At 67.6% G+C, this 21,918-nt stretch carries 18 protein-coding genes and 4 tRNA genes; 16 read left to right on the forward strand and 6 right to left on the reverse strand.

What is annotated here, in order from left to right:
- Positions 1-122: 122 nt before the first annotated feature.
- The 6 genes from MXC99_RS04575 (at position 123) to MXC99_RS04595 (ending at position 8,536) form a co-directional block, all read left to right on the forward strand.
- Positions 123-707: a DUF4276 family protein gene (locus MXC99_RS04575; RefSeq protein WP_432654231.1), complete on the forward strand. Its 585-nt coding sequence runs from the start codon at positions 123-125 to the stop codon at positions 705-707.
- Positions 704-3,853, forward strand: coding sequence for a type I restriction endonuclease subunit R (locus MXC99_RS04580; RefSeq protein WP_247724370.1), 3,150 nt, complete (start codon positions 704-706; stop codon positions 3,851-3,853). The genes MXC99_RS04575 and MXC99_RS04580 overlap by 4 nt, the downstream gene beginning before the upstream one ends.
- Positions 3,854-3,911: 58 nt before the next feature.
- Positions 3,912-5,057, forward strand: a complete 1,146-nt coding sequence (gene nagZ, locus MXC99_RS04585; RefSeq protein ID WP_247724371.1) for a beta-N-acetylhexosaminidase — start codon at positions 3,912-3,914, stop codon at positions 5,055-5,057.
- A gap of 274 nt (positions 5,058-5,331) precedes the next feature.
- Complete coding sequence (uvrC, locus tag MXC99_RS04590) at positions 5,332-7,152, forward strand: excinuclease ABC subunit UvrC (protein WP_247724372.1); 1,821 nt, start codon at positions 5,332-5,334, stop codon at positions 7,150-7,152.
- A complete protein-coding gene (locus tag MXC99_RS16915) occupies positions 7,153-7,338 on the forward strand; it encodes a GFA family protein (RefSeq protein ID WP_282100132.1) in 186 nt (61 codons plus the stop codon). It abuts the gene before it with no gap.
- A gap of 31 nt (positions 7,339-7,369) precedes the next feature.
- Complete coding sequence (locus tag MXC99_RS04595; protein WP_247724373.1) at positions 7,370-8,536, forward strand: MFS transporter; 1,167 nt, start codon at positions 7,370-7,372, stop codon at positions 8,534-8,536.
- A gap of 91 nt (positions 8,537-8,627) precedes the next feature.
- Here MXC99_RS04595 and MXC99_RS04600 read toward each other — a convergent pair whose 3' ends face one another.
- The 4 genes from MXC99_RS04600 to MXC99_RS04615 all read right to left on the reverse strand — a co-directional run bounded on the left by MXC99_RS04600 (position 8,628) and on the right by MXC99_RS04615 (position 12,884).
- Positions 8,628-9,509 (reverse strand): alpha/beta hydrolase, encoded by an 882-nt coding sequence (locus MXC99_RS04600; RefSeq protein ID WP_247724374.1) that lies wholly within the window; start codon positions 9,507-9,509, stop codon positions 8,628-8,630.
- Between the two features lie 239 nt (positions 9,510-9,748).
- Complete coding sequence (locus MXC99_RS04605) at positions 9,749-10,189, reverse strand: GatB/YqeY domain-containing protein (protein WP_247724375.1); 441 nt, start codon at positions 10,187-10,189, stop codon at positions 9,749-9,751.
- Positions 10,190-10,390: 201 nt separating this feature from the next.
- On the reverse strand, positions 10,391-12,220 hold the full coding sequence (locus tag MXC99_RS04610) for a M48 family metallopeptidase (RefSeq protein ID WP_247724376.1): 1,830 nt from the start codon (positions 12,218-12,220) through the stop codon (positions 10,391-10,393).
- Between the two features lie 76 nt (positions 12,221-12,296).
- The gene (locus MXC99_RS04615) at positions 12,297-12,884 is read right to left on the reverse strand and encodes a LemA family protein (RefSeq protein WP_247724377.1); all 588 of its coding nucleotides are present in this window, start codon (positions 12,882-12,884) and stop codon (positions 12,297-12,299) included.
- A gap of 341 nt (positions 12,885-13,225) precedes the next feature.
- Here MXC99_RS04615 and MXC99_RS04620 point away from each other — a divergent pair, with 341 nt between their 5' ends.
- From MXC99_RS04620 to MXC99_RS04630, 3 genes are all read left to right on the forward strand, one after another.
- Positions 13,226-14,227: a TIGR01212 family radical SAM protein gene (locus MXC99_RS04620; RefSeq protein ID WP_282100133.1), complete on the forward strand. Its 1,002-nt coding sequence runs from the start codon at positions 13,226-13,228 to the stop codon at positions 14,225-14,227.
- Between the two features lie 22 nt (positions 14,228-14,249).
- Positions 14,250-15,422 carry a trans-sulfuration enzyme family protein gene (locus tag MXC99_RS04625; protein ID WP_247724379.1) on the forward strand — a complete coding sequence of 391 codons (1,173 nt, stop codon included), beginning with the start codon at positions 14,250-14,252 and terminating at the stop codon, positions 15,420-15,422.
- 131 nt (positions 15,423-15,553) lie between these two features.
- Positions 15,554-16,027, forward strand: coding sequence for a hypothetical protein (locus MXC99_RS04630; RefSeq protein ID WP_247724380.1), 474 nt, complete (start codon positions 15,554-15,556; stop codon positions 16,025-16,027).
- On the opposite strand, the gene pgi is transcribed toward MXC99_RS04630, so the two are convergent.
- Positions 16,017-17,684 (reverse strand): glucose-6-phosphate isomerase, encoded by a 1,668-nt coding sequence (pgi, locus tag MXC99_RS04635; protein ID WP_247724381.1) that lies wholly within the window; start codon positions 17,682-17,684, stop codon positions 16,017-16,019. The genes MXC99_RS04630 and pgi overlap by 11 nt on opposite strands.
- Before the next feature lie 156 nt (positions 17,685-17,840).
- Between pgi and pgsA the strand changes: the two genes are divergently transcribed.
- The 5 genes from pgsA to MXC99_RS04660 all read left to right on the forward strand — a co-directional run bounded on the left by pgsA (position 17,841) and on the right by MXC99_RS04660 (position 20,166).
- Entirely contained in the window at positions 17,841-18,416 is a 576-nt protein-coding gene (gene pgsA, locus MXC99_RS04640) for a CDP-diacylglycerol--glycerol-3-phosphate 3-phosphatidyltransferase (protein ID WP_247724382.1), read from the forward strand.
- 91 nt (positions 18,417-18,507) lie between these two features.
- Positions 18,508-18,583: transfer RNA gene (locus MXC99_RS04645), tRNA-Gly, on the forward strand.
- Between the two features lie 74 nt (positions 18,584-18,657).
- Positions 18,658-18,731: transfer RNA gene (locus MXC99_RS04650), tRNA-Cys, on the forward strand.
- A gap of 69 nt (positions 18,732-18,800) precedes the next feature.
- Positions 18,801-18,876: transfer RNA gene (locus MXC99_RS04655), tRNA-Gly, on the forward strand.
- 102 nt (positions 18,877-18,978) lie between these two features.
- The gene (locus tag MXC99_RS04660; protein WP_247724383.1) at positions 18,979-20,166 is read left to right on the forward strand and encodes an alkaline phosphatase family protein; all 1,188 of its coding nucleotides are present in this window, start codon (positions 18,979-18,981) and stop codon (positions 20,164-20,166) included.
- A gap of 14 nt (positions 20,167-20,180) precedes the next feature.
- On the opposite strand, the gene MXC99_RS04665 is transcribed toward MXC99_RS04660, so the two are convergent.
- Positions 20,181-20,627: a DUF1178 family protein gene (locus MXC99_RS04665; RefSeq protein ID WP_247724384.1), complete on the reverse strand. Its 447-nt coding sequence runs from the start codon at positions 20,625-20,627 to the stop codon at positions 20,181-20,183.
- A 177-nt stretch (positions 20,628-20,804) separates the two neighbouring features.
- On the opposite strand from MXC99_RS04665, the gene MXC99_RS04670 reads away from it, so the two are divergent.
- Positions 20,805-20,886: transfer RNA gene (locus MXC99_RS04670), tRNA-Leu, on the forward strand.
- 114 nt (positions 20,887-21,000) lie between these two features.
- Positions 21,001-21,831, forward strand: coding sequence for an NAD(+) diphosphatase (gene nudC, locus MXC99_RS04675; RefSeq protein ID WP_247724385.1), 831 nt, complete (start codon positions 21,001-21,003; stop codon positions 21,829-21,831).
- Positions 21,832-21,918: the final 87 nt, after the last annotated feature.

Here is a 21,918-nt window from a genome sequence, read left to right on the forward strand (position 1 = left end):
AAGAGTAGACGCGTTTTTTGCAAGGTTTACAAGCGCTTCGCGTAAGTCATTGAAGGTCAACGATTATTTCAGCCGGCGCTCTGGTGGGGCAGAGTTGTGTATAACGAGATGGTCTGAACCTGATCCCGGAGATGGTGGAAACCTCTCCCGGCCACAAAGGCGGTGCCTTGAAGTACGAGCGGGTTAAACGCCACTTGCGCAATACCTTGCGGCAGAACAGTGCGCCGGTGGTCACGACCTTGTTTGATCTGTATCGCCTGGACAGCGGCTTTCCTGGGTTCGATGCTTCACAGGCACAGCCCGACTTGCCACGACGATTGGATATGCTGAAACAAGCGCTGCATGCCGATGTGGTGGCTGAGGCCGGATGCCAGCCGAACCGATTCATCCCCTACATCCAGCCTTATGAGTTCGAGGCACTACTGTTCAGCGACGTGCCCACATTGACGCGTGTCGAGCCGGGTTGGCTGGCGGCAAGCGATGCACTGGCGGCGGCACGTGCAGCCGCCGAGTCGCCCGAACACATCAACGACCGACCAGAAACCAAACCTGCTGCGCATCTGGAGCGCGAATTGAACAACCCCAGTTATCGCAAGCGCAGGCATGGCCCCATCGTTGCCCAGAAGATTGGGCTGGCCAAGATTGAGGCCGAGTGTGCGTTCTTTGCTGCATGGCTGGCACAAATCAGGGAGTTGGCGCAGCCATGATGAACGAACAACAACTCGAAGATCTGTGCATTGGCTGGTTTCAGGAAACCGGCTGGCAGTTTGTGCATGGACCGGACATTGCGCCTGACGGTACAAATCCGGAGCGGGCCGATTACCGGCAGGTGATCCTGCGCGACCGATTGCTGGCGGCCCTGGCCCGGATCAATCCGCACATTCCTGCCACTGCGCTAGAGCAGGCAGTACACGTTATACAGACCATCAGCGAGCCGCAGGCCGTGGTGCGCAACCGCAGCTTTCACCGGCTGCTGCTCTCGGGTGTGGCTGTGGAGTTCTCGGTAGGGGATGAAAAGAAAACCGATCTGGTGCACCTGATCGATTTCGCCAACCCGCAGCACAACGAGTTTCTGGTCATCAACCAATTGACGGTTACCGGCACCAAACAGCCTCGGCGGCCTGACCTGGTGGCCTTCATCAATGGCCTGCCAATGGCAGTGATCGAGCTGAAGAACCCGTCCAACGAGCAGACTGACGTCTGGGATGCTTTCAACCAACTGCAAACCTATAAGGACGAAATCAGCGACCTCTTCAACAGCAATGAAGCTCTGGTGGTCAGTGATGGCTGGACGGCACGTGTGGGGTCGCTCACAGCCAATGCCGAGCGAATGTTGCCCTGGCGCACCATCGCCAACGAAGATGATCGCCCCCGCCTGCAACTGGAGCTGGAAACTGTGGTGCGCGGTTTTTTTTCGCCGGAGCTATTTCTCGATTACATCCGTCACTTCGTGCTGTTTGAGCAGGATGGCGATGCGGTGATCAAGAAGATCGCGGGCTATCACCAGTTCCATGCCGTGCGTGAGGCAGTGCGCGCCACGGTGATCGCGGCGAGTTCGCCTGACAAGGGCTTGCTGGAGGTGCGGGAAGAACGCGCCACCTATGGCAAAGAAGTGAAGCCAGGCTCGCGCAAGGCCGGTGTGGTATGGCACACGCAGGGTTCGGGCAAGAGCATCACCATGGCCTGCTACGCGGGCAAGCTGCTGCAACAGCCGGAGATGAAGAACCCCACGTTGGTGGTGGTGACGGACCGTAACGATCTGGATGGCCAGTTGTTTGCCACCTTCTGCGCCGCCGGTGACTTGCTCAAGACCACGCCATTACAGGCGGGCAGCCGCGATGAGCTACGCGAGATGCTGGCCTCGCGTCAGGCGGGCGGCATCATCTTCACCACAGTGCAGAAATTCGCGCTGCTGGACGAGGAAGAAGAGCATCCTTTGTTGTCCGACCGATCCAATATCGTGGTCATCTCGGACGAAGCACACCGCAGCCAGTACGGCACCAAGGGACGTTTCGATGAGAAGGCTGGCAAGTATGTGTTCGGCTATGCCAAGCACCTGTGCGATGCACTGAAAAATGCCACCTTCATCGGCTTCACCGGCACACCGATTGCCCTGGAGGATAAGGACACGCGTGCGGTGTTTGGCGACTACGTCAGCATTTACGACATTCAGGATGCTGTGGACGATGGCGCGACGGTGCCGATCTACTACGAGAGCCGCCTGGCCAAGCTCGATGTGAAGCAGGCCGAGATCGACGCGCTTAACGAGCAGGTCGACGAGGTGGTGGAAGACGAAGAGGACATCGCCAGCCGCGAAAAGACCAAGAGCGAATGGGCCGCTTTGGAAAAGCTGGTGGGTGCCGAGCCGCGTCTGGCACAAGTGGCAAAGGATTTGGTCGAGCACTTCGAAACCCGCAGCGCAACACTGGATGGCAAGGCCATGATCGTGTGCATGAGCCGCGACATCTGTGCCCAGCTTTACAAGGCTATCGTCACCTTGCGGACAGACTGGCACGACGACGATCCGGAAAGTGGCGTCATCAAGGTAGTGATGACCGGTTCGGCGGCTGACAAGGAATTGCTGCAACAGCACTTGTACAGCAAGCAGGTGAAAAAGCGACTGGAGAAGCGTTTCAAGGATGCCAAGGACCCGCTAAAGCTGGTGATCGTCCGCGACATGTGGCTGACCGGCTTTGATGCGCCGTGCTGCCACACCATGTATGTGGACAAGCCCATGAAGGGCCACAACCTGATGCAGGCTATCGCACGGGTGAACCGGGTGTTCAAGAACAAACCGGGCGGCCTCGTGGTGGACTACATCGGCATCGCCAACGAACTGAAGGCCGCACTCAAGACCTACACCGAAGCCAAGGGCAAAGGTGACCCCACGCACAACGCCGCCGAAGCGCTGGCTGTGTTGCTCGAGAAGATGGACATCGTGCGCGGCATGATGCACGGCTGCGACTACAGCGGTTTTGAAACCAAGGCGGCGGCCTTGTTGGTGCCCTGTGCCAACCATCTGCTGGGTTTGAAGGATGGCAAGCAGCGCTTTCTGGATACGATGGTGGCTGTAGCCAAGGCTTATTCACTGTGCGGCACGTTGGACGAGGCCGCTGCGCTGCGCAAGGAGATCGCTTTCTTCTCGGCCATCAAGGCGGCCATCACCAAGTTCACCACGGTGGACAAGAAACGATCTTCTGATGAGAAAAACAGTGCGCTGAAGCAGATCCTGGACAACGCCATCGTTGCCGATGGTGTGGCCGACATTTTTGCGCTGGCGGGGCTCGACAAGCCGAACATTGGTCTGCTGTCGGATGAGTTCCTTGAAGACGTGCGCCAGATGGAAAGCCGCAATCTGGCCGTGGAATTGCTGGAAAAACTGCTGCGCGATGAGATCAAGGCACGAGCACGCAACAACGTAGTGCAGGAGAAGAAATACGGTGACCGTCTGCTGGAGACCCTGCGCAAGTATCACAACCGTGCCATTGAGACGGCCCAGGTCATCGAAGAGTTGATCCAGATGGCCAAGGAGTTCCAGACCGTGCTGGAGCGCGAAGCCGCACTGGGTCTTGGGCAGGATGAAATTGCCTTTTACGATGCGTTGGCCAACAACGAGAGCGCGGTGCGCGAGTTGGGTGACGACACGCTGAAGAAGATCGCGATTGAAATCACGGAGAAGCTCCGCGCCAGTACGACGGTGGACTGGCAGGTGCGCGAAAGTGTGCGGGCGCGACTGCGGATTTTGGTGCGGCGCTGCCTGCAAAAGTGGAAGTATCCACCAGACAAACAGCCTGACGCGGTCGAGTTGGTGTTGCAGCAAGCAGAATCGCTTTCGCATAAGTGGTCCACCTGACCCGATGGACAGACTACGTTCGAGTTTGCCGAAGCCCGCTACCAGAGAAGTTTGACCAATGAGCAATCCATTCTTCCGCCCTCGCGGTCCCGTCATGATCGACGTCGCCGCTACCGCCCTCACCGACGAGGAGCGCGCGCGCCTGCGCGACCCGCGGGTCGGCGGGGTGATCCTGTTCGCGCGCAACTTCACCGGCTCCGCACAGCTTGCCGCGCTCACCGCCGAGATCCGCGTGCTGCGCGACCCCGCCCTGATCATCGCCGTAGACCACGAAGGGGGCCGGGTGCAGCGCTTTCGCGACGACGGCTTCACCCGCCTGCCGGCGATGCGCAGCCTCGGCGCGCTGTGGGCGCAGGACCCGCACACAGCCCTCGAGGCGGCGCGTGCCACCGGCTTCGTGCTCGCCGCCGAGCTGCGCGCCCATGGCGTGGATCTGAGCTTCGCCCCGGTGCTCGATCTCGACTACGGCGTCTGCGGCGCGATCGGCAACCGCGCCTTCCACCGCGACCCGCAGGCGGTCGCCGCGCTCGCCCAGGCGCTGGTCGCCGGCATGGCGGAGGCGGGCATGGGCGCGGTCGGCAAGCACTTCCCCGGCCACGGCGGCGTCGAGGCCGACTCCCACCACGACGTGCCGGTCGATGAGCGCGACTTCGACACCCTGTGGGCGGAAGACATCGCCCCTTACCGCCACCACCTCGGCCGCCAGCTCGCCGGCGTGATGCCCGCGCACGTGATCTACCCGAACGCCGACCCCGGTCCCGAACCGCAACCGGCCGGTTTCTCGCTGTTCTGGTTGAAGAACGTGCTGCGCGGCCGCCTCGGTTTCCAGGGCGTGATCTTCAGCGACGACCTCAACATGGAAGGCGCCCGTGTCGCCGGCGACATCGTCGGCCGCGCGCAAGCAGCCTGGGCCGCCGGCTGCGACATGCTGCTGGTGTGCAACCGCCCCGACCTTGCCGCCGAACTGCTCGAGCGCTGGGCGCCGGAGCCCGATGCGGACAATCTCGCCCGCCTCGCGGCGATCGTCCCGACCACCCCACGTCCCGCCTGGCTCGCCGCCCCCTTCGCCCTCGAACTGCACGCCGCCTACGTCCAGGCGCGCGAGCGCGTCGCCGCCATCCCTGACGACACGGGCGCCGCGCCCGCGATGACCGCCGCCACCATCGGCGAGCAACGCACAGAAGTCCTGAGCAAACGCGGATAATCACGAACCGAACAGAACTTTCCCCGGCAACGATTCCCGGACCCATGGCATCGATGCCCGACCAGCCGTCGAGTACCGACAGCGCTGGAGTGGATGCGGGGCGTTCCTGGAAGGGGCGAGGACTGTCTGAGCGAGCGGCGCGAGCGAGTTTCGCAGCCCATGGAAGGAATGCCTCGTGTCCGCTCCAGGCAGGAGAGGGTGTTAACCCGCCGTAACGTGTCCGGCGCGCTCGTCACACAACGCGAGGCGCCACAAGCAGCCAACGAGCAAGCGCATGTCCGACCCGAAGAATGAGCACGCCGCCTTCGACCCCAAGCCCTTCCTGCGCACCCTCACCGAGGAGCCCGGCGTCTACCGCATGATCGGCGCCGAGGACAAGGTGCTCTATGTCGGCAAGGCGAAGAACCTCAAGCGCCGCGTCTCGAGCTACTTCCAGAAGACGCTCTCGAGCCCGCGCATCGCCATGATGGTGGCGCAGATCGTGCGCGTCGACGTCACCGCCACGCGCTCCGAGGCCGAGGCCCTGATCCTCGAGAACAACCTCATCAAGAGCCTCGCGCCGCGCTACAACATCCTCTTCCGCGACGACAAGACCTACCCCTACATCGAGCTCTCCGCCGACGCCTTCCCGCGTCTCGCCTACCACCGCGGCGCCTTCGCCAAGGGCGCACGCTACTTCGGCCCCTTCCCCAACGCCTACGCGGTGCGCGAAAGCATCCACCTGTTGCAGAAGACCTTCCAGCTGCGCACCTGCGAGGACAGCGTCTTCGCCAACCGCTCGCGCCCCTGCCTGCTGCACCAGATCAAGCGCTGCACCGCGCCCTGCGTGGGGCTCATCGGCGCCGACGACTACGCCGCCGACGTCAAGCTCGCCACCCGCTTCCTCGACGGCCAGGCCAACGAAGTCATCGACGACCTTACCGCGCGCATGAACGCCGCCGCCGAGCGCCTCGCCTTCGAGGACGCCGCCGCCTGCCGCGACCAGGTGCGCGTGCTGCAGGCCGTGCTCCACCGCCAGTTCGTCGACAGCCGCAAGGACGAGGACGTCGACATCCTCGCCGCGGTCGAGGCCGACGGCCTCGTCTGCGTCAACATCGCCATGGTGCGCGGTGGCCGTCACCTCGGCGACCGCCCGCAGTTCCCCAGCGGCGCGGCGGTGTCGGGCGCGGCCGACAGCCTGCTCGCCTTCGTCGAACAGCACTACAGCCAGCACCCGATGCCGGCGCGCATCCTGGTGAACCTGCCGCCCGAGCCGCTGCGCGAGACCCTGGCCGAACTCGCCGAGCGTCCGCCCGGCGTCGTCGCGCCGCGCTTCGCCGCCGAGAAGGCGTGGATGGAGATGGCGGAAAAGAACGCCCGCCTCGCCATCCAGGCGCGCGCGCGCGACACCGGCCGCATCGAACAGCGCCTCGAGGCGCTGCGCGAGGCCCTCGGCCTGGAGGAGGCGCCGCAGCGCATCGAGTGCTTCGACATCAGCCACACCCTGGGCGAGGCCACCGTGGCCTCCTGCGTCGTCTGCGAAGCCGGGGCGATGAAGCGCGCCGAATACCGCCGCTACAACATCGCCGGCATCACCCCGGGCGACGACTTCGCCGCGATGCGCCAGGCGCTCGAGCGGCGCTACGGCAAGGTCGCCGCGGGCGAGGGCCTGTGTCCCGACCTGATCCTGATCGACGGCGGCAAGGGCCAGGTCAGCGCGGCGCGCGCGATCCTCGCCGAAGTCGGGCTGGAGGCGGTGGCGATGGTCGGCGTGGCCAAGGGCGAGGGGCGCAAGGCCGGGCTGGAGACGCTGATCTTCCCCGACGGCCGCGAGGGCCTGGCGCTCGGCGGCGAGTCGGCGGCGCTGCACCTGATCGTCGAGATCCGCGACGAGGCCCACCGCTTCGCCATCACCGGCCACCGCGCCCGCCGCGGCAAGGCGCGCGTGGGCTCGAAGCTGGAGGACATCCCCGGCGTCGGCCCCGCGCGCCGGCGCAAGCTGCTCGCCGCCTTCGGCGGCCTGGACGGCGTGCGCGAGGCCACCGTCCAGGACCTGTGCCGCGTCGACGGCGTGAGCCGCAAGCTCGCCGAGCAGATCCACGCCGCGCTGCGCTGAATCACCGCTGATCGGGGCTTCTGCCGTAAGTGCGGTAGTCATCTGTTCTACCGGCTGAAGAAGGGACCGCACTACGTGCTGGCGGTGGGACTGTTCGACGACATCAAGCGCTGGGCGCTGAAGCAGGTGCTGCTCGGCGGGCTGTTGCGCCGCGGCGACGCGGTCGTCTGCGGGCGGGGGCGCTGATCCCGTTCGACTTGCATCTATACTCGCCCCCATGCGCCTGCCCGTCATACCGACCATCGTTTTTGCCCAGCTCTTCGGCGGGTCGCTGTGGTTCTCGGCCAACGGCGTGGGCGAGGCGCTGATGCGCGTGTGGAGCATCGGGCCGGCCGAGATCGGGCAGCTGACCAACGCCGTGCAGCTGGGCTTCATCCTCGGCACCCTGGGGTTTGCACTCACCGGGCTCGCCGACCGCTTCGCCGCCAGCCGCATCTTCGCCGTCTGCGCGGTGATCGGCGCCGCGGCCAATGCGGCCTTCGCCTTCCTCGCCGACGGCATGGCCAGCGCGCTGGTGCTGCGTTTTATGGTGGGGCTGAGTCTGGCGGGCGTGTACCCGCTGGGAATGAAGCTGGTGGTGAGCTGGGTGCCCGAGCGCGCCGGCCATGCCCTGGCGCTGCTGGTGGGCATGCTCACGCTGGGCACGGCACTGCCGCACGGCCTGAAGCTCGCCGGCGGCGCGGCGTGGCAGGCGGTGTTGCTGGGTTCGTCGGTGCTGGCGCTGCTGGCGGCGGCGATGATCCTCAGGCTCGGCGACGGGCCGCATCTGCGCCCTCGTGAGGGCGCGCCGGCCCTGCGCATGGGGGCGGTGCTGACGGCGTTCCGCATCCCGGTGTTCCGCGCCTCGGCGCTGGGCTACTTCGGCCACATGTGGGAGCTCTACGCCGTGTGGACGCTGGTGCCGCTGCTGGTGGCAGGGTCGTCGCTGGTCGCGCTCGCGCCGGTGTCCGCCCTGAGCTTCGTGATCATCGGCATCGGCGCGCTGGGCTGCTTTGCCGGGGGCGCGATCAGCCGCCGCACCGGCAGTGCGCCGGTGGCCGCGGTGGCGCTGGCCATCTCGGGGGTGTGCTGCGCGCTGTTCCCGCTGGTGGCCGATGCGTCGCCGGCGTGGCTGTTGGCCTTTTTCCTGCTGTGGGGACTCAGCGTGCCGGCCGACTCGCCCCAGTTCTCGGCCATGTCCGCACGCGCCTGCCCGCCGGAGATCGTCGGCAGCGCGCTGGCGCTGCAAAATGCCATCGGCTTCGCGCTGACCATCGTGTCGATTTCATGGGGTACTGCGATGGTGGCCGACTGGGGGCCGAAGGTGTCGTGGCTGCTGCTGCCGGGGCCAGTGCTAGGGGTGATCGCCTTGCTGCCGCTGCTGCGGGGGCGGGTGGCGGGTTGAGTTGGTTTGCCGCATGGCCTGTGGGCAGAGGCGGTGTCCATGCCATGGAGAATCGTGGTCTGTCACGCTTTTGACCGCTTTTCATACGCGATCAGGCCGGTTCCGTCAGCGCCTTTCGCAGAAAGCCGGTCATCTCGGCCACCTCTGCGGCGATGTCCTGCGGGTCGCCGAAGTCGTCGTGGCTGGCGGCGATGATGCGCAGCCGCACATGCTCGCCGCTGCGGGCGGCGTGGATGAGGCGGGCCTCGGACGGGGGCACCGTGGTGTCCTGCGCACCATGCACCAGCAGCGTCGGGCAGCGAATCGCGGCGATGGTCGTCACCGGAGCGATGTCGTCGAAACGGTGACCGATCACATGCTCCACGTAGCGCAGCACCAGCCAGCCCAGCGGCAGATAGGGCACACGCTTGTGGGCCAGGAGGCGGCGCATCATCGCCACCGGGTGGGAGAAGGCGGCGAGACTGACCACGGCCGCCACATCGTCACGGCGCGATGCCGCGAGCAGCGCTGCGCCGGCGCCCACCGAGTGTCCGACCAGCGCGATGCGATGCGCGTCCGCGTACGGGTAGTGCCGCAGCCAGGCCAGAGCGTGGTCGATGTCTTCGGCGAAGCGCGGCAGCGAGGCGAAGTCGTCCTCGTCGCTGTGGCCGTGGCAGCGGGCGTCGACCAGCAGTACCGTGAGGCCGGCGGCGTGCAGCGCCGGCACCAGCGGCAGCATCATCGCGGCGTTGCCGCCCCAGCCGTGCATGACGAGCGCCACCGGCGCCGGTACGGCGCTCTCGGCGGGCACGAACCAGGCGTACAGCCGTCGGCCGCGTGCGGTCGGGATCCGCACCGCGTCGAAGGTCAGGCCCAGATCGGCCGGGGTCCGGTCATGCGGCACCCGCTTCGGCGCCAGACCGCGCCGCACCGCGAAGCGGAAACCGAGCAAGGCCGCAAGCGTGGCGACGAGGGTGACTGCCCAGGGGGTCATGCGTCGTCGCCGGCCGGTTCGCTTGTGTGCGTCGGCGCAATGCGGCGAATCGCCGGCCGGAAGCGGCCGGTCTGACGGTCGGCGATCACTGGATTCGCCTGGCAGAGGTGGGGCCGGTCCAGCGCGGGTGCATCGGGCACAGGCTGGCCGAGGCCGGCGAGGGCTGCGGCGCCTGGAGCGCATCGTGCCGTGAGCGGGTGGTAGCCATGGGAGGGGCGCCGCGGCGGGAAGAGGGCAGCTCAGCCGGTGAGGGCCTCCTTGACCCAGGCGTTGGCCTGCTTCGCGTCGAAGCTGCTGCCGTATTTCGCCTTCAGCGCCGCCATCACCACGCCCATCTGCTTCGGGCCGCGCTCGGTCAGGGCGGCGACGGTTTCGGCGATGAAGGCCTTCACTTCGGCTTCGCTCGCCATCGGCGGCAGGTAGGCGGTGAGGATCGCGGTCTCGGCTTCGAGCGCAGCGCGGCGCCCGGCGTCCTTGATCACCGCGAGCGCTTCCTGGTTGTTCTTGAGGAACTTGCGGATCGTCTGCTGTACTTCGTCATCGGTGCTTTCGCGGTTACCGGCGTTCTTGCCGACCATCTCGGCTTCGGCGATCAGGGTGCTGAGCAAGGTGGCGCGCACGCCGTCGGCGGCTTTGCGCGCGAGCAGGGAATCCTTTTTCAGTTGGGCGAGCAGGCTCATGGAACTCTCCTGGGGGATAGGGTTGAAACGGTTCAAACGGTTGGAATCTGCGGGTGGAGGTGGCGCGGCGCGCGGGCTGCGGCAGTTTAGCGCAGCGCGCAGGCCGGCGCTCGGCGGGGGGCGGGTCAGCCGGCTGTGCCAGGGGCCGGCGGACTGTGACCGGCCGGTGCTGCCGCCGGGGCGTCGTCGATTCCGGCCTCTTCAGTCGAGGCGGAGCGGGGCCGGGCAGTCCAGTGCTTCGCAGGCCGCGCGCAGCAGCTCGGCTTCGATCGGGGCGAGCCGCCCGTCCTCGATCGCCGCCTCGGCCATCGCGTACACCAGGCGACGGCGGAACGGGGGGGCGGTGGCGGCGAGCTGGGCGAAGGCACGGTCGAGCGCGGGAAAGTCGATTTCACCGGCTTCCAGCAGGGGGCCGAGCGCGTCGAGCGGGGCGGCTGCGGCACCGCGGGCATAGGCGGCGCGGGTGGAGGCTGCGTCGTGCTGGCCGGCGATGGCGATCACCGACAGCAGCAGTGCGGTGTGGCAGCGCAGCTCGGCCGGGCTGGCCGCGAGCGCGGGTGCCGGCGAGCGGGGCTGGAGCGTATCGCGCAGCAGGCGCACGAGGACGTATTCGCCGAGGGCGAGCCAGCCGTCGGTGCCGGCCAGGGCATCGAGGAGCGCGATGAAGCGCTCGCGGCCAGCCCGGTCGAGTTCGCGCAGCGGCCCGAGGGCGAGCTCGATCAGCGGCAGCCGCATCCCGGGGTCGAGCGCGGCCACCGCGGGGTATTCGCGTTCGGTGCGCAAGGCGAGCGGATCGCCGAGGGCGGCGGCGATCTTTTGCAGTTGGCGCTGGCGGATGCCGGGATCGCGATCGAGGAGCAGCGCGAGGCAGATTGCCTGGGCGCCGGAGGGCTCGTGTAGCGACTGGCGAAGCGCTCCGTCGAGGCGGGCGATCCGGGCCTGGGCATGGGCGAGGTGCGCGGGTTGGAGCTGGCCGATCGTGGCCGTGAATGCGGCGGTCGTTTCCGCGGTGGCGGCACTTGTCGCGGCCGTGGTGCTTGCCGTGGGGGTGGCAAATGCGTCGTCGGGGAGAAAGCGCGGATCGATGCGGCGGATGCGCTCCGCGAGCGGGGGATGGGTGGCGAACAAGGCCGACAGACGAGCGCTGGCGCCGAACAGCATGTGGCTGACCTCTTCCGCACGGGGGTGGCCGATGTCAGCACCGTGCTCGGCGATGCGCCGGAGCGCGCCGGCGAGGCCGGCCGGGTTGCGGGTGAATTGGACCGCTGCGGCGTCGGCGAGGAATTCGCGCTGGCGTGAGACTGCAGCCTTGATCAGCTGGCCGCACAGCACGCCGACGTGGCCGACGGCGACCAGCAAGAGGCCGAGGAGAGCGAAGGGCGAGCGGCTTTTGCCGCCCCGGCCGCCGCCGCGCAAGAGTACGCGGCCGATCAGGGAGAGCACGAGAATGCCGTGCAGCAGGCCGATCAGGCGCAGGTTGAGGCGCATGTCGCCGTTCAGGATGTGGCTGAACTCGTGGGCGACGACGCCCTGCAGCTCGTCCCGGTCGAGCTTTTCGAGCGCACCGCGGGTGAGCGCGACCACCGCTTGCTGCGGCCGCGCGCCGGCGGCGAAGGCATTGATGCCCGGCTCCGCATCGAGCACGTAGACCGGTGGAGCGGGAAGGCCCGAGGCGACCGCCATCTCGTCGACGATGTTGAGCAGGCGGCGCTCGCGCGGATCGGGGGTGGCGCGCGCGAGCGGGCGGCCACCGAGGGTCCGCGCCACGGCCTCGCCGCCGCCGGCGGCAAGGCGGGCGATGCGGTACAGCGAGGCGAGCAGGATCACGCCGCCGACGACGGCGGCGGTCGCGAGGAACTGCGCCGGGTCGAGCAGGCGGGAAGCCGCCACGCTGCCGTCCTCGCCGGGAAACAGCAGCAGCGCGGCGCCGGCATGGACGACGACGACGATCAGCACGACTGCGAGCGCGAACCACAGCACCAGCAGGCGGCTCTGGCGGCGGGCGCGATCCTGGGCAGCGAAAAAGTCCATCGCGGGCGGCAGGCCTGGACGTGGGGCGCGAGCGGGCGGAGGGAGGGTCGAAGCGGGGCGCGGACGGGGGCGGGTCCTAGCCGAAATCCACCTTCAGCGCCTGGCGGGCGTCGGCGTTCTCCAGCACCCACTGCTCGGCGGCGGCAAAGCCCACGGCGTTGGCGATCAGGGCGTCGGGAACCTGCTCGCGGCGGATGTTGTAGGCGGTGACCGCGTCGTTGTAGGCCTGGCGGGCGAAGGCGATGCGGTTCTCGGTGCTGGCGAGCTCTTCCTGCAGCTGCATCATGTTCTGGTTGGCCTTGAGCTCCGGGTAGGCTTCGGCGAGCGCGAAAAAGCGCGTCAGCATGCCGCCGAGGGCCGCTTCGGCACCGGCGAGCTGGCGCATCGCGGCGGCATCGGTCGGCGCCCCTTCGGCGCGTTCGGCGGCGGCCCGGGCCTGGTTGCGCGCGGCGATTACCGCTTCGAGGGTTTCGCGCTCGTGGCGCATGTAGGCCTTGGCCGTTTCCACCAGGTTGGGAATCAGGTCGTAGCGGCGCTGCAGCTGGACGTCGATCTGGGAGAAGGCGTTCTTCACCCGGTTGCGCAGCGCGACCAGGCCGTTGTAGATCAGTACCGCCCAGGCGAGCAGGGCGACGACCAGGGCAATCACGATCCAGCTCGACATCGGAGACCTCCGTGGGATGCAGTCGTGGGGCCGCGCCGAGAGCCGCGGCGGGGGCGCTTGCGCGCATGGGCGGGAACGGGAAACGATTGTGCGGCAGCGCCGGCGCCGGGGCAATTGGCGCGTGCATCTGTGACCCATGCGTCGGTGCCGCGTGCATCCGGAATCCGGGCTGCGGAGTGGGGCCTGAGTGGAGCATGAGTGGCGCTGGTGCGTTGCGCCGGCCGTTGCCGCCGGCAGAGGGCGGCAACGGAGCGGATGCGCCGGAAGGGAGGGCTCAGGCATACTTGCACCTTTGCGTCCGTAGCACCGAATCCTCGCCGATGTCCCGGCCTCTCTTGCCGATGTCCTGTGAAACTGCTGCCGCCGAGCACTCCGCCCGGTCCTCTCCTGCCCCATGCCCCGCTGTCGGTACGCCGTTCGGCGAACGCCGCTACAATGCCTGGAACGACCATGTGAAGCGCCGCTATGGCGGGCGGGTGCAGAAGGTGTCGGTCGCGGCCGGCTTCAGCTGCCCCAACCGCGACGGCGTGCTCGGCACCGGCGGATGCACGTTCTGCAACAACGCCGGGTTCACCCCGGGCTATCTCGACCGCCGCCAGCCGATCGGCGAGCAGATCGATACCGGGCTGCGCTTCCTGCTCCGGCGCTACCCCGGGACGCAGCGCTACATCGCCTATTTCCAGAGCTACAGCAACACCTACGGCGAGTTCGAGCGCCTGCGCGCGTGCTACCAGGAGGCGCTCGCCCATCCCCGGATCAGCGGGCTGGCAATCGGCACCCGTCCGGACTGCCTGCCCGACGCGGTGCTCGACTACCTCGCCGAGCTGGCGCGCGAGTCGATCATCGAGCTCGAGATCGGCGTCGAGTCGTGCACCGACGAGGCCCTGCGCCGGGTCAATCGCGGCCACGACTTCGCCTGCAGCGCGGACGCGATCGAGCGTGCGGCGGCGCGCGGGCTGGACGTCACCGCGCACCTGATCCTCGGCCTGCCCGGGGAGTCGCGCGCCGGCCTGCTCGACGGCGCCCACCGGCTCTCCGCGCTGCCGCTGCGCGCGCTCAAGCTCCACCAGCTCCAGCTCGTGCGCGGCACCGCGCTGGCGCGCGACTGGGAGCGCGATCCGGGCGCGGTGCCGCTGCTCGGCGAGGACGAATACATCGCATTGCTGGCCGACTTCGTCGAGCGCCTGTCGCCCGACATCCTGCTCCAGCGCCTGGGCAGCGAAGTGCCGCCGGCGCTCAAGCTGGCGCCGCAGTGGAACATGCGCCTGTCCGAACTGGCGCCCCGTCTGAGCGCCGAGCTGGCGCGGCGGGGAAGCTGGCAGGGCTGCCGCGCGGGACAATGATCTTGATCGAGCGAGAACGACGATGAGCGAGCGCAGCACTCCCGGTTTGGCCACCCTCGGCATCCACGGCCACGGCTTCAAGGACGCCTACGGCAGCCCGCATGTTCCGGTGTATGACACCACCACCTTCGCCTTCGCGTCGACGGCCGATCTGCTCGACGTCATCGACGGGCGCAAGGCGGGCGGGCTGTACACCCGTTACGGGCTGAACCCGTCGATCCTCGCCCTCGAAAACACCCTTGCCGGCCTCGAAGGCGCGGAGCAGGCCTGGGCCTTCTGCTCCGGAATGGCGGCGGCGAGCGCGCTGTTCCTGACCCACGGGCGCGAGGGTATCGTCTGCGTCGGCGAGGCCTACGGCGGCACGCTGGAGCTGCTGTCGAGCCAGCTGCCGCTGCTGGGCATTCCCACCCACCTCATTCTCGACGATGAACTCGAGCGCCTCGATGCCCTGCTCGCCGGCGGGGCGAAGCTGGTGTTCTTCGAGACCCCCACCAATCCGACCCTGAGCCTGATCGACATCCGTGCCATCGCCCGCCGGGCGCACGCCCACGGTGCGCTGGTCGCGGTGGACAACACGTTCGCCTCGCCGGTGAATCAGCGCCCGCTCGCGCTCGGCGCCGACATCGTGATGCACAGCGCGACCAAGTACCTCGGCGGCCACAGCGACCTCACCGCTGGCGCGCTGATGGGGGCGAAGGCGCTGCTGCAGCCGGTGTGGAGCTGGCGCAAGAACCTCGGTTCGATGATCGCGCCCGCCACCGCGTCGCTGCTCGCGCGCAGCCTGCGGACCCTGGTGGTGCGCGTGCGCCAGCACAACGCCTCGGCGCAGCGCATCGCCGAAGCCATGCAGCGCCATCCGCGGGTGCGTCGCGTGTTCTACCCCGGGCTGCCCGACTTTCCTGGTCATGCGCTGGCGAAGGCGCAGATGGCGGGCTTCGGCGGCATGCTGACGATCGAGCTCGCCGGCGACGGTGCGGACGCCACCCGCGTCGCCGACCGTCTGCGCCTGTTCGCCCTCGCCCCCAGCCTGGGCGGGGTCGAAAGCCTGGTCACCCAGCCGTGCACCACCACTCACCATGACCTGTCCGCTCAGGAACGCGCCCGCCGCGGCATTTCGGATGCGATGCTGCGCCTGTCGGTCGGCCTTGAGGATGTCGACGACCTGATCGCCGACCTGGAGCAGGCGCTGGCCTGAAGGCGCCGCACCCGCTGAAAAAACGCCGGGAGTGGAGGGGCTGCGGGCGGCGGCTTGATGCAGTTCAATCTCCGCCTGCGGCGAAGCGGATAGCATTGCCATCCTGTCGATCCTCTTCCGGAGCAAAGCCCATGCAACCCAGGTTCTTCATCTTCGCACTGGCCCTCGTCGCGGCCCTTGCCGGTTTCGCCTCTGCCCCGGTTGCGGCCGACGGCGGGCGCCCTGCGGCAGAGCCGGGTGCGTCGGCCGATGCGCTTCCACGGCCCGCCGACGAAGCCCTGCGCAGCGCGATGACGGCCTTGCGCGACACTCTCGAGCAGCGCATCCGCGAAGCCGGGACCGAGCCGCTGGCCGAAGCCGACTACGTGGCGCTGGCCGCGGAGATCGAGCGCCAGGTCGCCGCGATCGTCGCCGGGCGGGATTTCCACAGCCGCTCCGGGCGCCACCTGCAATGGCTGCTCGGCGACATCACCGATGCCGCCGGACTGATGCGCAGCGCGCCGCGGGCGCCGGCAAAGAAACTGGGATTGATGCGGGCGGTGGAGACGCTGAACTTCTACGGTCGCGAATACGACCATCCGGGTTGGGTCGTGCTCAAGTACTGAGCGTGCGGCGGTAACGGTCGCGGTAACGCGCGACCAGCGCTTCGGTGCTGGCGTCGTGGTCGCCGGGGAGGGCGGCGGGACGGGCCGGGTCGAGTTCGTCCAGTACCCGGGCCGCCAGCTGCTTGCCCAGTTCCACGCCCCACTGGTCGAAGCTGTTGATGCCCCAGATCGCCCCCTGGACGAAGGTGCGGTGCTCGTAGGCGGCGATCAGCGCACCGAGCGAGAAAGGCGTCAGGCGCTCGAGCAGGATCATGTTGCTCGGGCGGTTGCCGGGGAAGGTCCGGTGCGGCACCAGGGCCTGGATGCGTGCTTCGGCGAGGCCGGCGGCGCGCATCTCGGCTTCGGCCTGTTCGGCACTACGTCCGCGCATCAGGGCCTCGGCCTGGGCGAGCAGGTTGGCGAAGGCGATGCGGTGGTGGAACTCGTCCTCGGCGCCGGCCTCGAGGACGCCGATGAAATCGACCGGGACCGGCTGGGTTCCCTGGTGCAGGAGTTGGAAGTAGGCGTGCTGGCCGTTGATGCCCTGTTCGCCCCAGATCACCGGGCTGGTGTGGCAGCCTACCGGCTGTCCGTCGGCACGCACTGACTTGCCGTTCGATTCCATCTCGAGCTGCTGCAGGTAGGCGGGCAGGCGGTGCAGGCGCTGGTGATAGGGCGCGATGAGCTGGCTGTGCGCGCCGAGGAAATCGATGTTCCAGATCGCGATCAGCGCCATCAGCACCGGCAGGTTGCGTTCCAGAGGGGTGCTGCGGAAATGTTCGTCCATCGCGTGGGCACCGGCGAGCAAGGCGTCGAAGTGCCCGGCGCCGATCTGGAGCAGGATCGGCAGGCCGATCGCGCTCCACAGCGAGAAGCGCCCGCCCACCCAGTCCCAGAAGCCGAACATGTTGTCGGCGTCGATGCCGAAGGCGCGGACCGCGGCGGCATTCGTCGACACTGCGACGAAATGGCGGGCGACGGCCGCTTCGTTGCCGGCATGGGCCACCAGCCAGGCACGGGCACTGCGGGCATTGATCAGTGTCTCCTGGGTGGTGAAAGTCTTCGAGGCGACGATGAAGAGCGTGGCCTCGGGGTCGGCGCAGCGCAGCACGTCGCCGATCTGCACGCCGTCCACGTTCGACACGAAGTGCAGGCGCAGCGCTGGGTGGGCGAGATCCTTCAGCGCTTCGCACACCATCGCCGGGCCGAGATCGGAGCCGCCGATGCCGATATGGACAATGTCGGTGATGCGCCGGCCGCTGTAACCCAACCACTGCCCCTCGCGCACTTCGGTGCTGAACCGGCGCATGCGCGTGCGCACCGCCTCGACTTCGGCGCCGAGGTCGACGCCCTCCACCGTGCTCGGCATGCCCGCCGGGCGGCGCAGGGCGACGTGCAGCACGGCCCGGTCCTCGGTGCTGTTGATGCGTTCGCCGGCGAACATCGCGGCGATGCGGGACGGCAGCCCTGCTTCAAGCGCCAGGCGCAACAGCAGCGCGAGGGTGTCGTCGCGCACGAGGTTCCGCGCGTAGTGGAAGACGAGACCGCAGGCGTCGGCCTGCAGGCGCCGGGCACGGGCGGGGTCCTCGGCGAACAGCGAGTTCAGGGAAAGTCCGGCAAGGGCGTTGCGGTGAGCGGAAAGCGCAGTCCATGCGGCGGATTGCAGGAGAGTGGGCATCGCAGTGTCGCGGTTCGGAGCGGTCGGAGGTATGGCGTTCGGGCACAGATGGTACAGACAGGGGGCGCCGAAGTGTGTACCTTCCGACGCGCGCCGAGGGGCTGATCGGCGCTGATATACTCGGAGCCCGATCACACGATTTCCTGGCCTGCCGGCATGCCGCTCAACATCCCGAATGCGCTGACCTGGGCGCGTATCGCGCTCATTCCGATCTTTGTCGGCGTCTTTTACCTGCCCGACAACTGGATGCCGGTGGCGAGCAAGAATCTGGTGGCGACCGGGATTTTCATCGCCGCTGCGGTCACCGACTGGTTCGACGGCTATCTCGCGCGCGCGCTCGGGCAGACTTCGGCCTTCGGCGCTTTCCTCGACCCGGTGGCCGACAAGCTGATGGTGGCTGCAGCGCTGATCCTGCTGGTGCAGCTGGCGCGGGTCGATGCCCTGATCGCGGTGGTCATCATCGGCCGCGAAATCACGATTTCGGCGCTGCGCGAATGGATGGCGCGGGTCGGCCAGTCGGCCAGTGTCGCCGTGGCCTACGTCGGCAAGCTCAAGACGGCGGCACAGATGGTGGCGATCCCGCTGCTGCTGTTCGATGCGCCGCTGCTCGGCTTCGATCTGCGCCTGATCGGCGAGGTCCTGATCTACGTCGCCGCTGCGCTCACCTTGTGGTCGATGGGCTATTACCTTCGCCGGGCAATGCCCTTGCTGCTCGATGAGGATAGGGCGTGAAAGAGGGGTTCGTGAACCGCGCTCGATGCTGGAAATGCAATTCAGAAGTTGACATGTAAAAAAGGCTGACTATAATGGCGGTCTTTCCCGGGCGGGAATAGCTCAGTTGGTAGAGCGCAACCTTGCCAAGGTTGAGGTCGCGAGTTCGAGACTCGTTTCCCGCTCCAAGAATTTGCTGCCCAGGGTCGCTCCTGGGGTGCGGAGGCTCCGGCAAGGGCGGAGCAGCCAGCCGAAAGGTCGTGGCGCGATGGCAGAGTGGTTATGCAGCGGCCTGCAAAGCCGTGTACCCCGGTTCGATTCCGAGTCGCGCCTCCAGAAGTAAATGCAGTTTGCAGTGTTGCGGCAGGAAGCGGAAGTTGCTATATTTCGCGCCCTGTCGTCAAAGCGGGAATAGCTCAGTTGGTAGAGCGCAACCTTGCCAAGGTTGAGGTCGCGAGTTCGAGACTCGTTTCCCGCTCCAGAATCCGAAGCCGGATGAGTACAATGTGCTCATCCGGCTTTTTCACGTTTTCCGTCCTGTGCCGCTCTGCGGCGCCGGAGGCGCCCGCCAGATGACGGCCCGATGCCCGTGCTGAACATCCGTTTCCCGCTTCCTGTCGATTCCGTGCTGCCCGAATACGGCCCGGGGGGGCTGTACGATCTGGCCAGCACCTTGCGCACCTGGCTGCACGAGCCCGGAGCAGGGTGGAACGCGGGCGGGGTTGCCCCGGGGGACGATGCGGCGACGGTCGTGCTGCTGGTGATCGACGGCCTAGGCGACCGTTATTTGTGCTCGGTGGGGGCGGGTTCGGTGCTCCATGCCCACCGTCGGGGGGCGCTGACTTCAGTCTGTCCAAGCACCACCGCGAGTGCGGTGACGACCTTGTTGACCGGTGTCGCACCCGCGGTCCATGGGCTGAATGGATGGTTCGTCCATGACCGCCGGTTCGGTGGCGTCGTTCTGCCCCTGCCGCTGAGTTTGCGCACCGGGCCGCCGCTGGAGGCCGTCCGGCTGATGTCGCGGCTCTGTCCGGTGCCGCCGATGTTCCATCACGCGAGCCGGCCCGCGGTGCTGGTCTCCCCGGCCGATATCGCGTTTTCGCGTTTTTCGCAGCACCACGCGCGAGGCGCCCGGGTCGAGCCCTACCAGGGACTGCGGGGGCTGGAAGCGCAGATCCTGGCTCAGGTCGACCGCCTTGCGGCGAGCGGCGGCCTGGTCCATGCCTACTACCCCGTATTCGATGCGCTCAGCCATCTGCATGGCTGCCGCTCGGCCCAGGTCCATGCCTGCTTCGAGCGGATCGATGCGCTGTTCGCCAATCTGCTGAATGCGTTGGCGGGGCGGGGCGTGCATCTGGTGGTGACCGCCGACCATGGTTTCATCGATTCGTCACCGCAGCGCACGGTCGACCTGGCGCCGGGCGGAGAAGTGGCCGCCATGCTTGCTGCGCCGCTGTTCGGCGAGCGTCGTCTGGCTTTCTGCCGGGTGCGCAGGGGGGCGGCGGCCGAGTTCGAAGCATGGGCGAGGGTGGAGCTGGCGGGCAAGGCCGTGCTCGTCAGCGGAAAGGACTGCCTGGAGTCGGGCTTGCTCGGCCCGGGGATGCGGAATCCGCGGCTGGCCGAGCGGGTGGGGACCCATGTGCTGCTGATGGAGCCCGGGTGGACGATCATCGACCATGTTGAAGGCGAGCATTTTCACGAAATGATCGGGGTGCACGGCGGCTTGAGTGCGGACGAAATGACCGTGCCGTGGATCGCCGTGCGCAGTTGAACGGCCGGCGCCTTTCAGTGCAGGTTTTCGTCCGGCGGCACGGGCATTACCGCGATGCCTTCGTCGAGCAGTTCCTCGACTTCGTCACGCGATGCGGCGCCACGGATGTTGCGCGGCTCGGCTTCGCCATAGTGGATGCGCCGCGCTTCCTCGGGCAGGCGCTCGCCGACGTCCTCCGCGCCTCGCGCCATGTGGCGTAGCGCGGCCATCAGCCGGTCGAGGGGCGCGGTTGGCGGTGAATGCGCCGGCCGCCCGGGCGGCTGGGCGGGAGCGTCCTGCGCAGGTGGTGCGCTCGCGCGTGTCCGCACATAAGGCGCGCTGGGCAGGCGCCGGACCTCGGTGCTGGCGCAGACCGGGCAACTCAGCCGTCCCTGCGAGTACTGTTCCTCGAATGCTGCCGCGGAGGCGAACCAAGCTTCGAAACGATGGCTGTGGTCACAGGAAAGGTCTAGAACGATCACGGAGTAAGCGCCACTGCAATGGATGTACGTAGGTGTCCGCTGCCGATGGCCGTCCATTGCCGATCACGGCGGAAGGGCTGTGATGGGCAGACAATGGGGCCGCTGCGGGGTAGCCGCGGGGGCGACGGCGTGCGATTCGCGCGCACGATGCGGGCATCACGCTACAATGCGGACCCCGCCCGGGTGGCGAAATCGGTAACCGCAGTGGACTTAAAATCCACCGCCGCATGGCTTACGGGTTCGAGTCCCGTCCCGGGCACGACAGTCGAGTCGCACATTATGTCTTGCGCTGCGGGGGTTTTCCACCGCAGCGCAGCCGATGTCGCGGCATCCGGGCCGGCCTCGCCGGCACTGCGCCTGCTGGGCCACGAATATGCGCGATGATCATTCGATCTCTCTTCCGGCAGCCCTCGGCGCCGGTGCCGATTGCCTGATCTTCCGGGGCAATCAGTTGCTGGTCGACGAGGCCGGCGGGCCGCCGCCGGCGTGGCGCGACTATCTGGCCGCGGTCGCGCCGCTGCGTGTGATTCCGACCGGAGGCGGGCAGGGCGAGGCGTGCTTCGTCGCCGAGGTCGCCCGCGAGGCCGAAGCTCCGCGAGGTCACGCGTTCCGCCACCTGAAAGGACTGCTCGACACCCTGCCGCGCGCGCTGCGGGAGCGGGCGGTGCGCAGCCTCGAGCTCCTCGAATTCGATCGTGCCCACCAGTACTGCGGTGCCTGCGGCGCGATGACGATCCTGAAGCCGGACATGATCGCGCGCGTCTGCACCAACGACGCCTGCGCGCGCGAGCACTTCCCGCGGGTTTCGCCGGTGGTGATCATGGCGGTCGAGCGCGGGCCGGAGATCCTGCTCGGGCGCTCGCCGCATTTCGCTCCCGGTCTGTACAGCACGCTGGCGGGCTTCGTCGATGCCGGCGAGTCGGCCGAAGATGCCGTCCAGCGCGAGGTCTTCGAAGAAGCCGGGCTGCATGTCCGGAATTTGTGCTATGTGGCCAGCCAGCCGTGGCCTTTCCCTCATGCCCTGATGCTCGGCTACCGGGCGGAGTACGCCGGCGGAGAGATCGTCTGCGCGGTCGATGAAATCGAGGACGCACGTTTTTTCCATGTCGACCACCTGCCCCCGGTGTTCCCGATGAAATATGCGATGGCCAGCGTGCTGCTCGACGATTTCTGCAAGCGTCACGGTCGTCCAGGGTTCCTGTAAGTGCGGAGCACGCCGGCCGCGACCCGCTCCGTGCGCGCCCGAGGAGGGCGGTAGTGGTGGGGGCCTGATGGTGGGGCGGAAACGAGC

The organism is Thauera aromatica (assembly GCF_023093595.1).
Taxonomy (GTDB): Bacteria; Pseudomonadota; Gammaproteobacteria; order Burkholderiales; family Rhodocyclaceae; genus Thauera; species Thauera aromatica_A.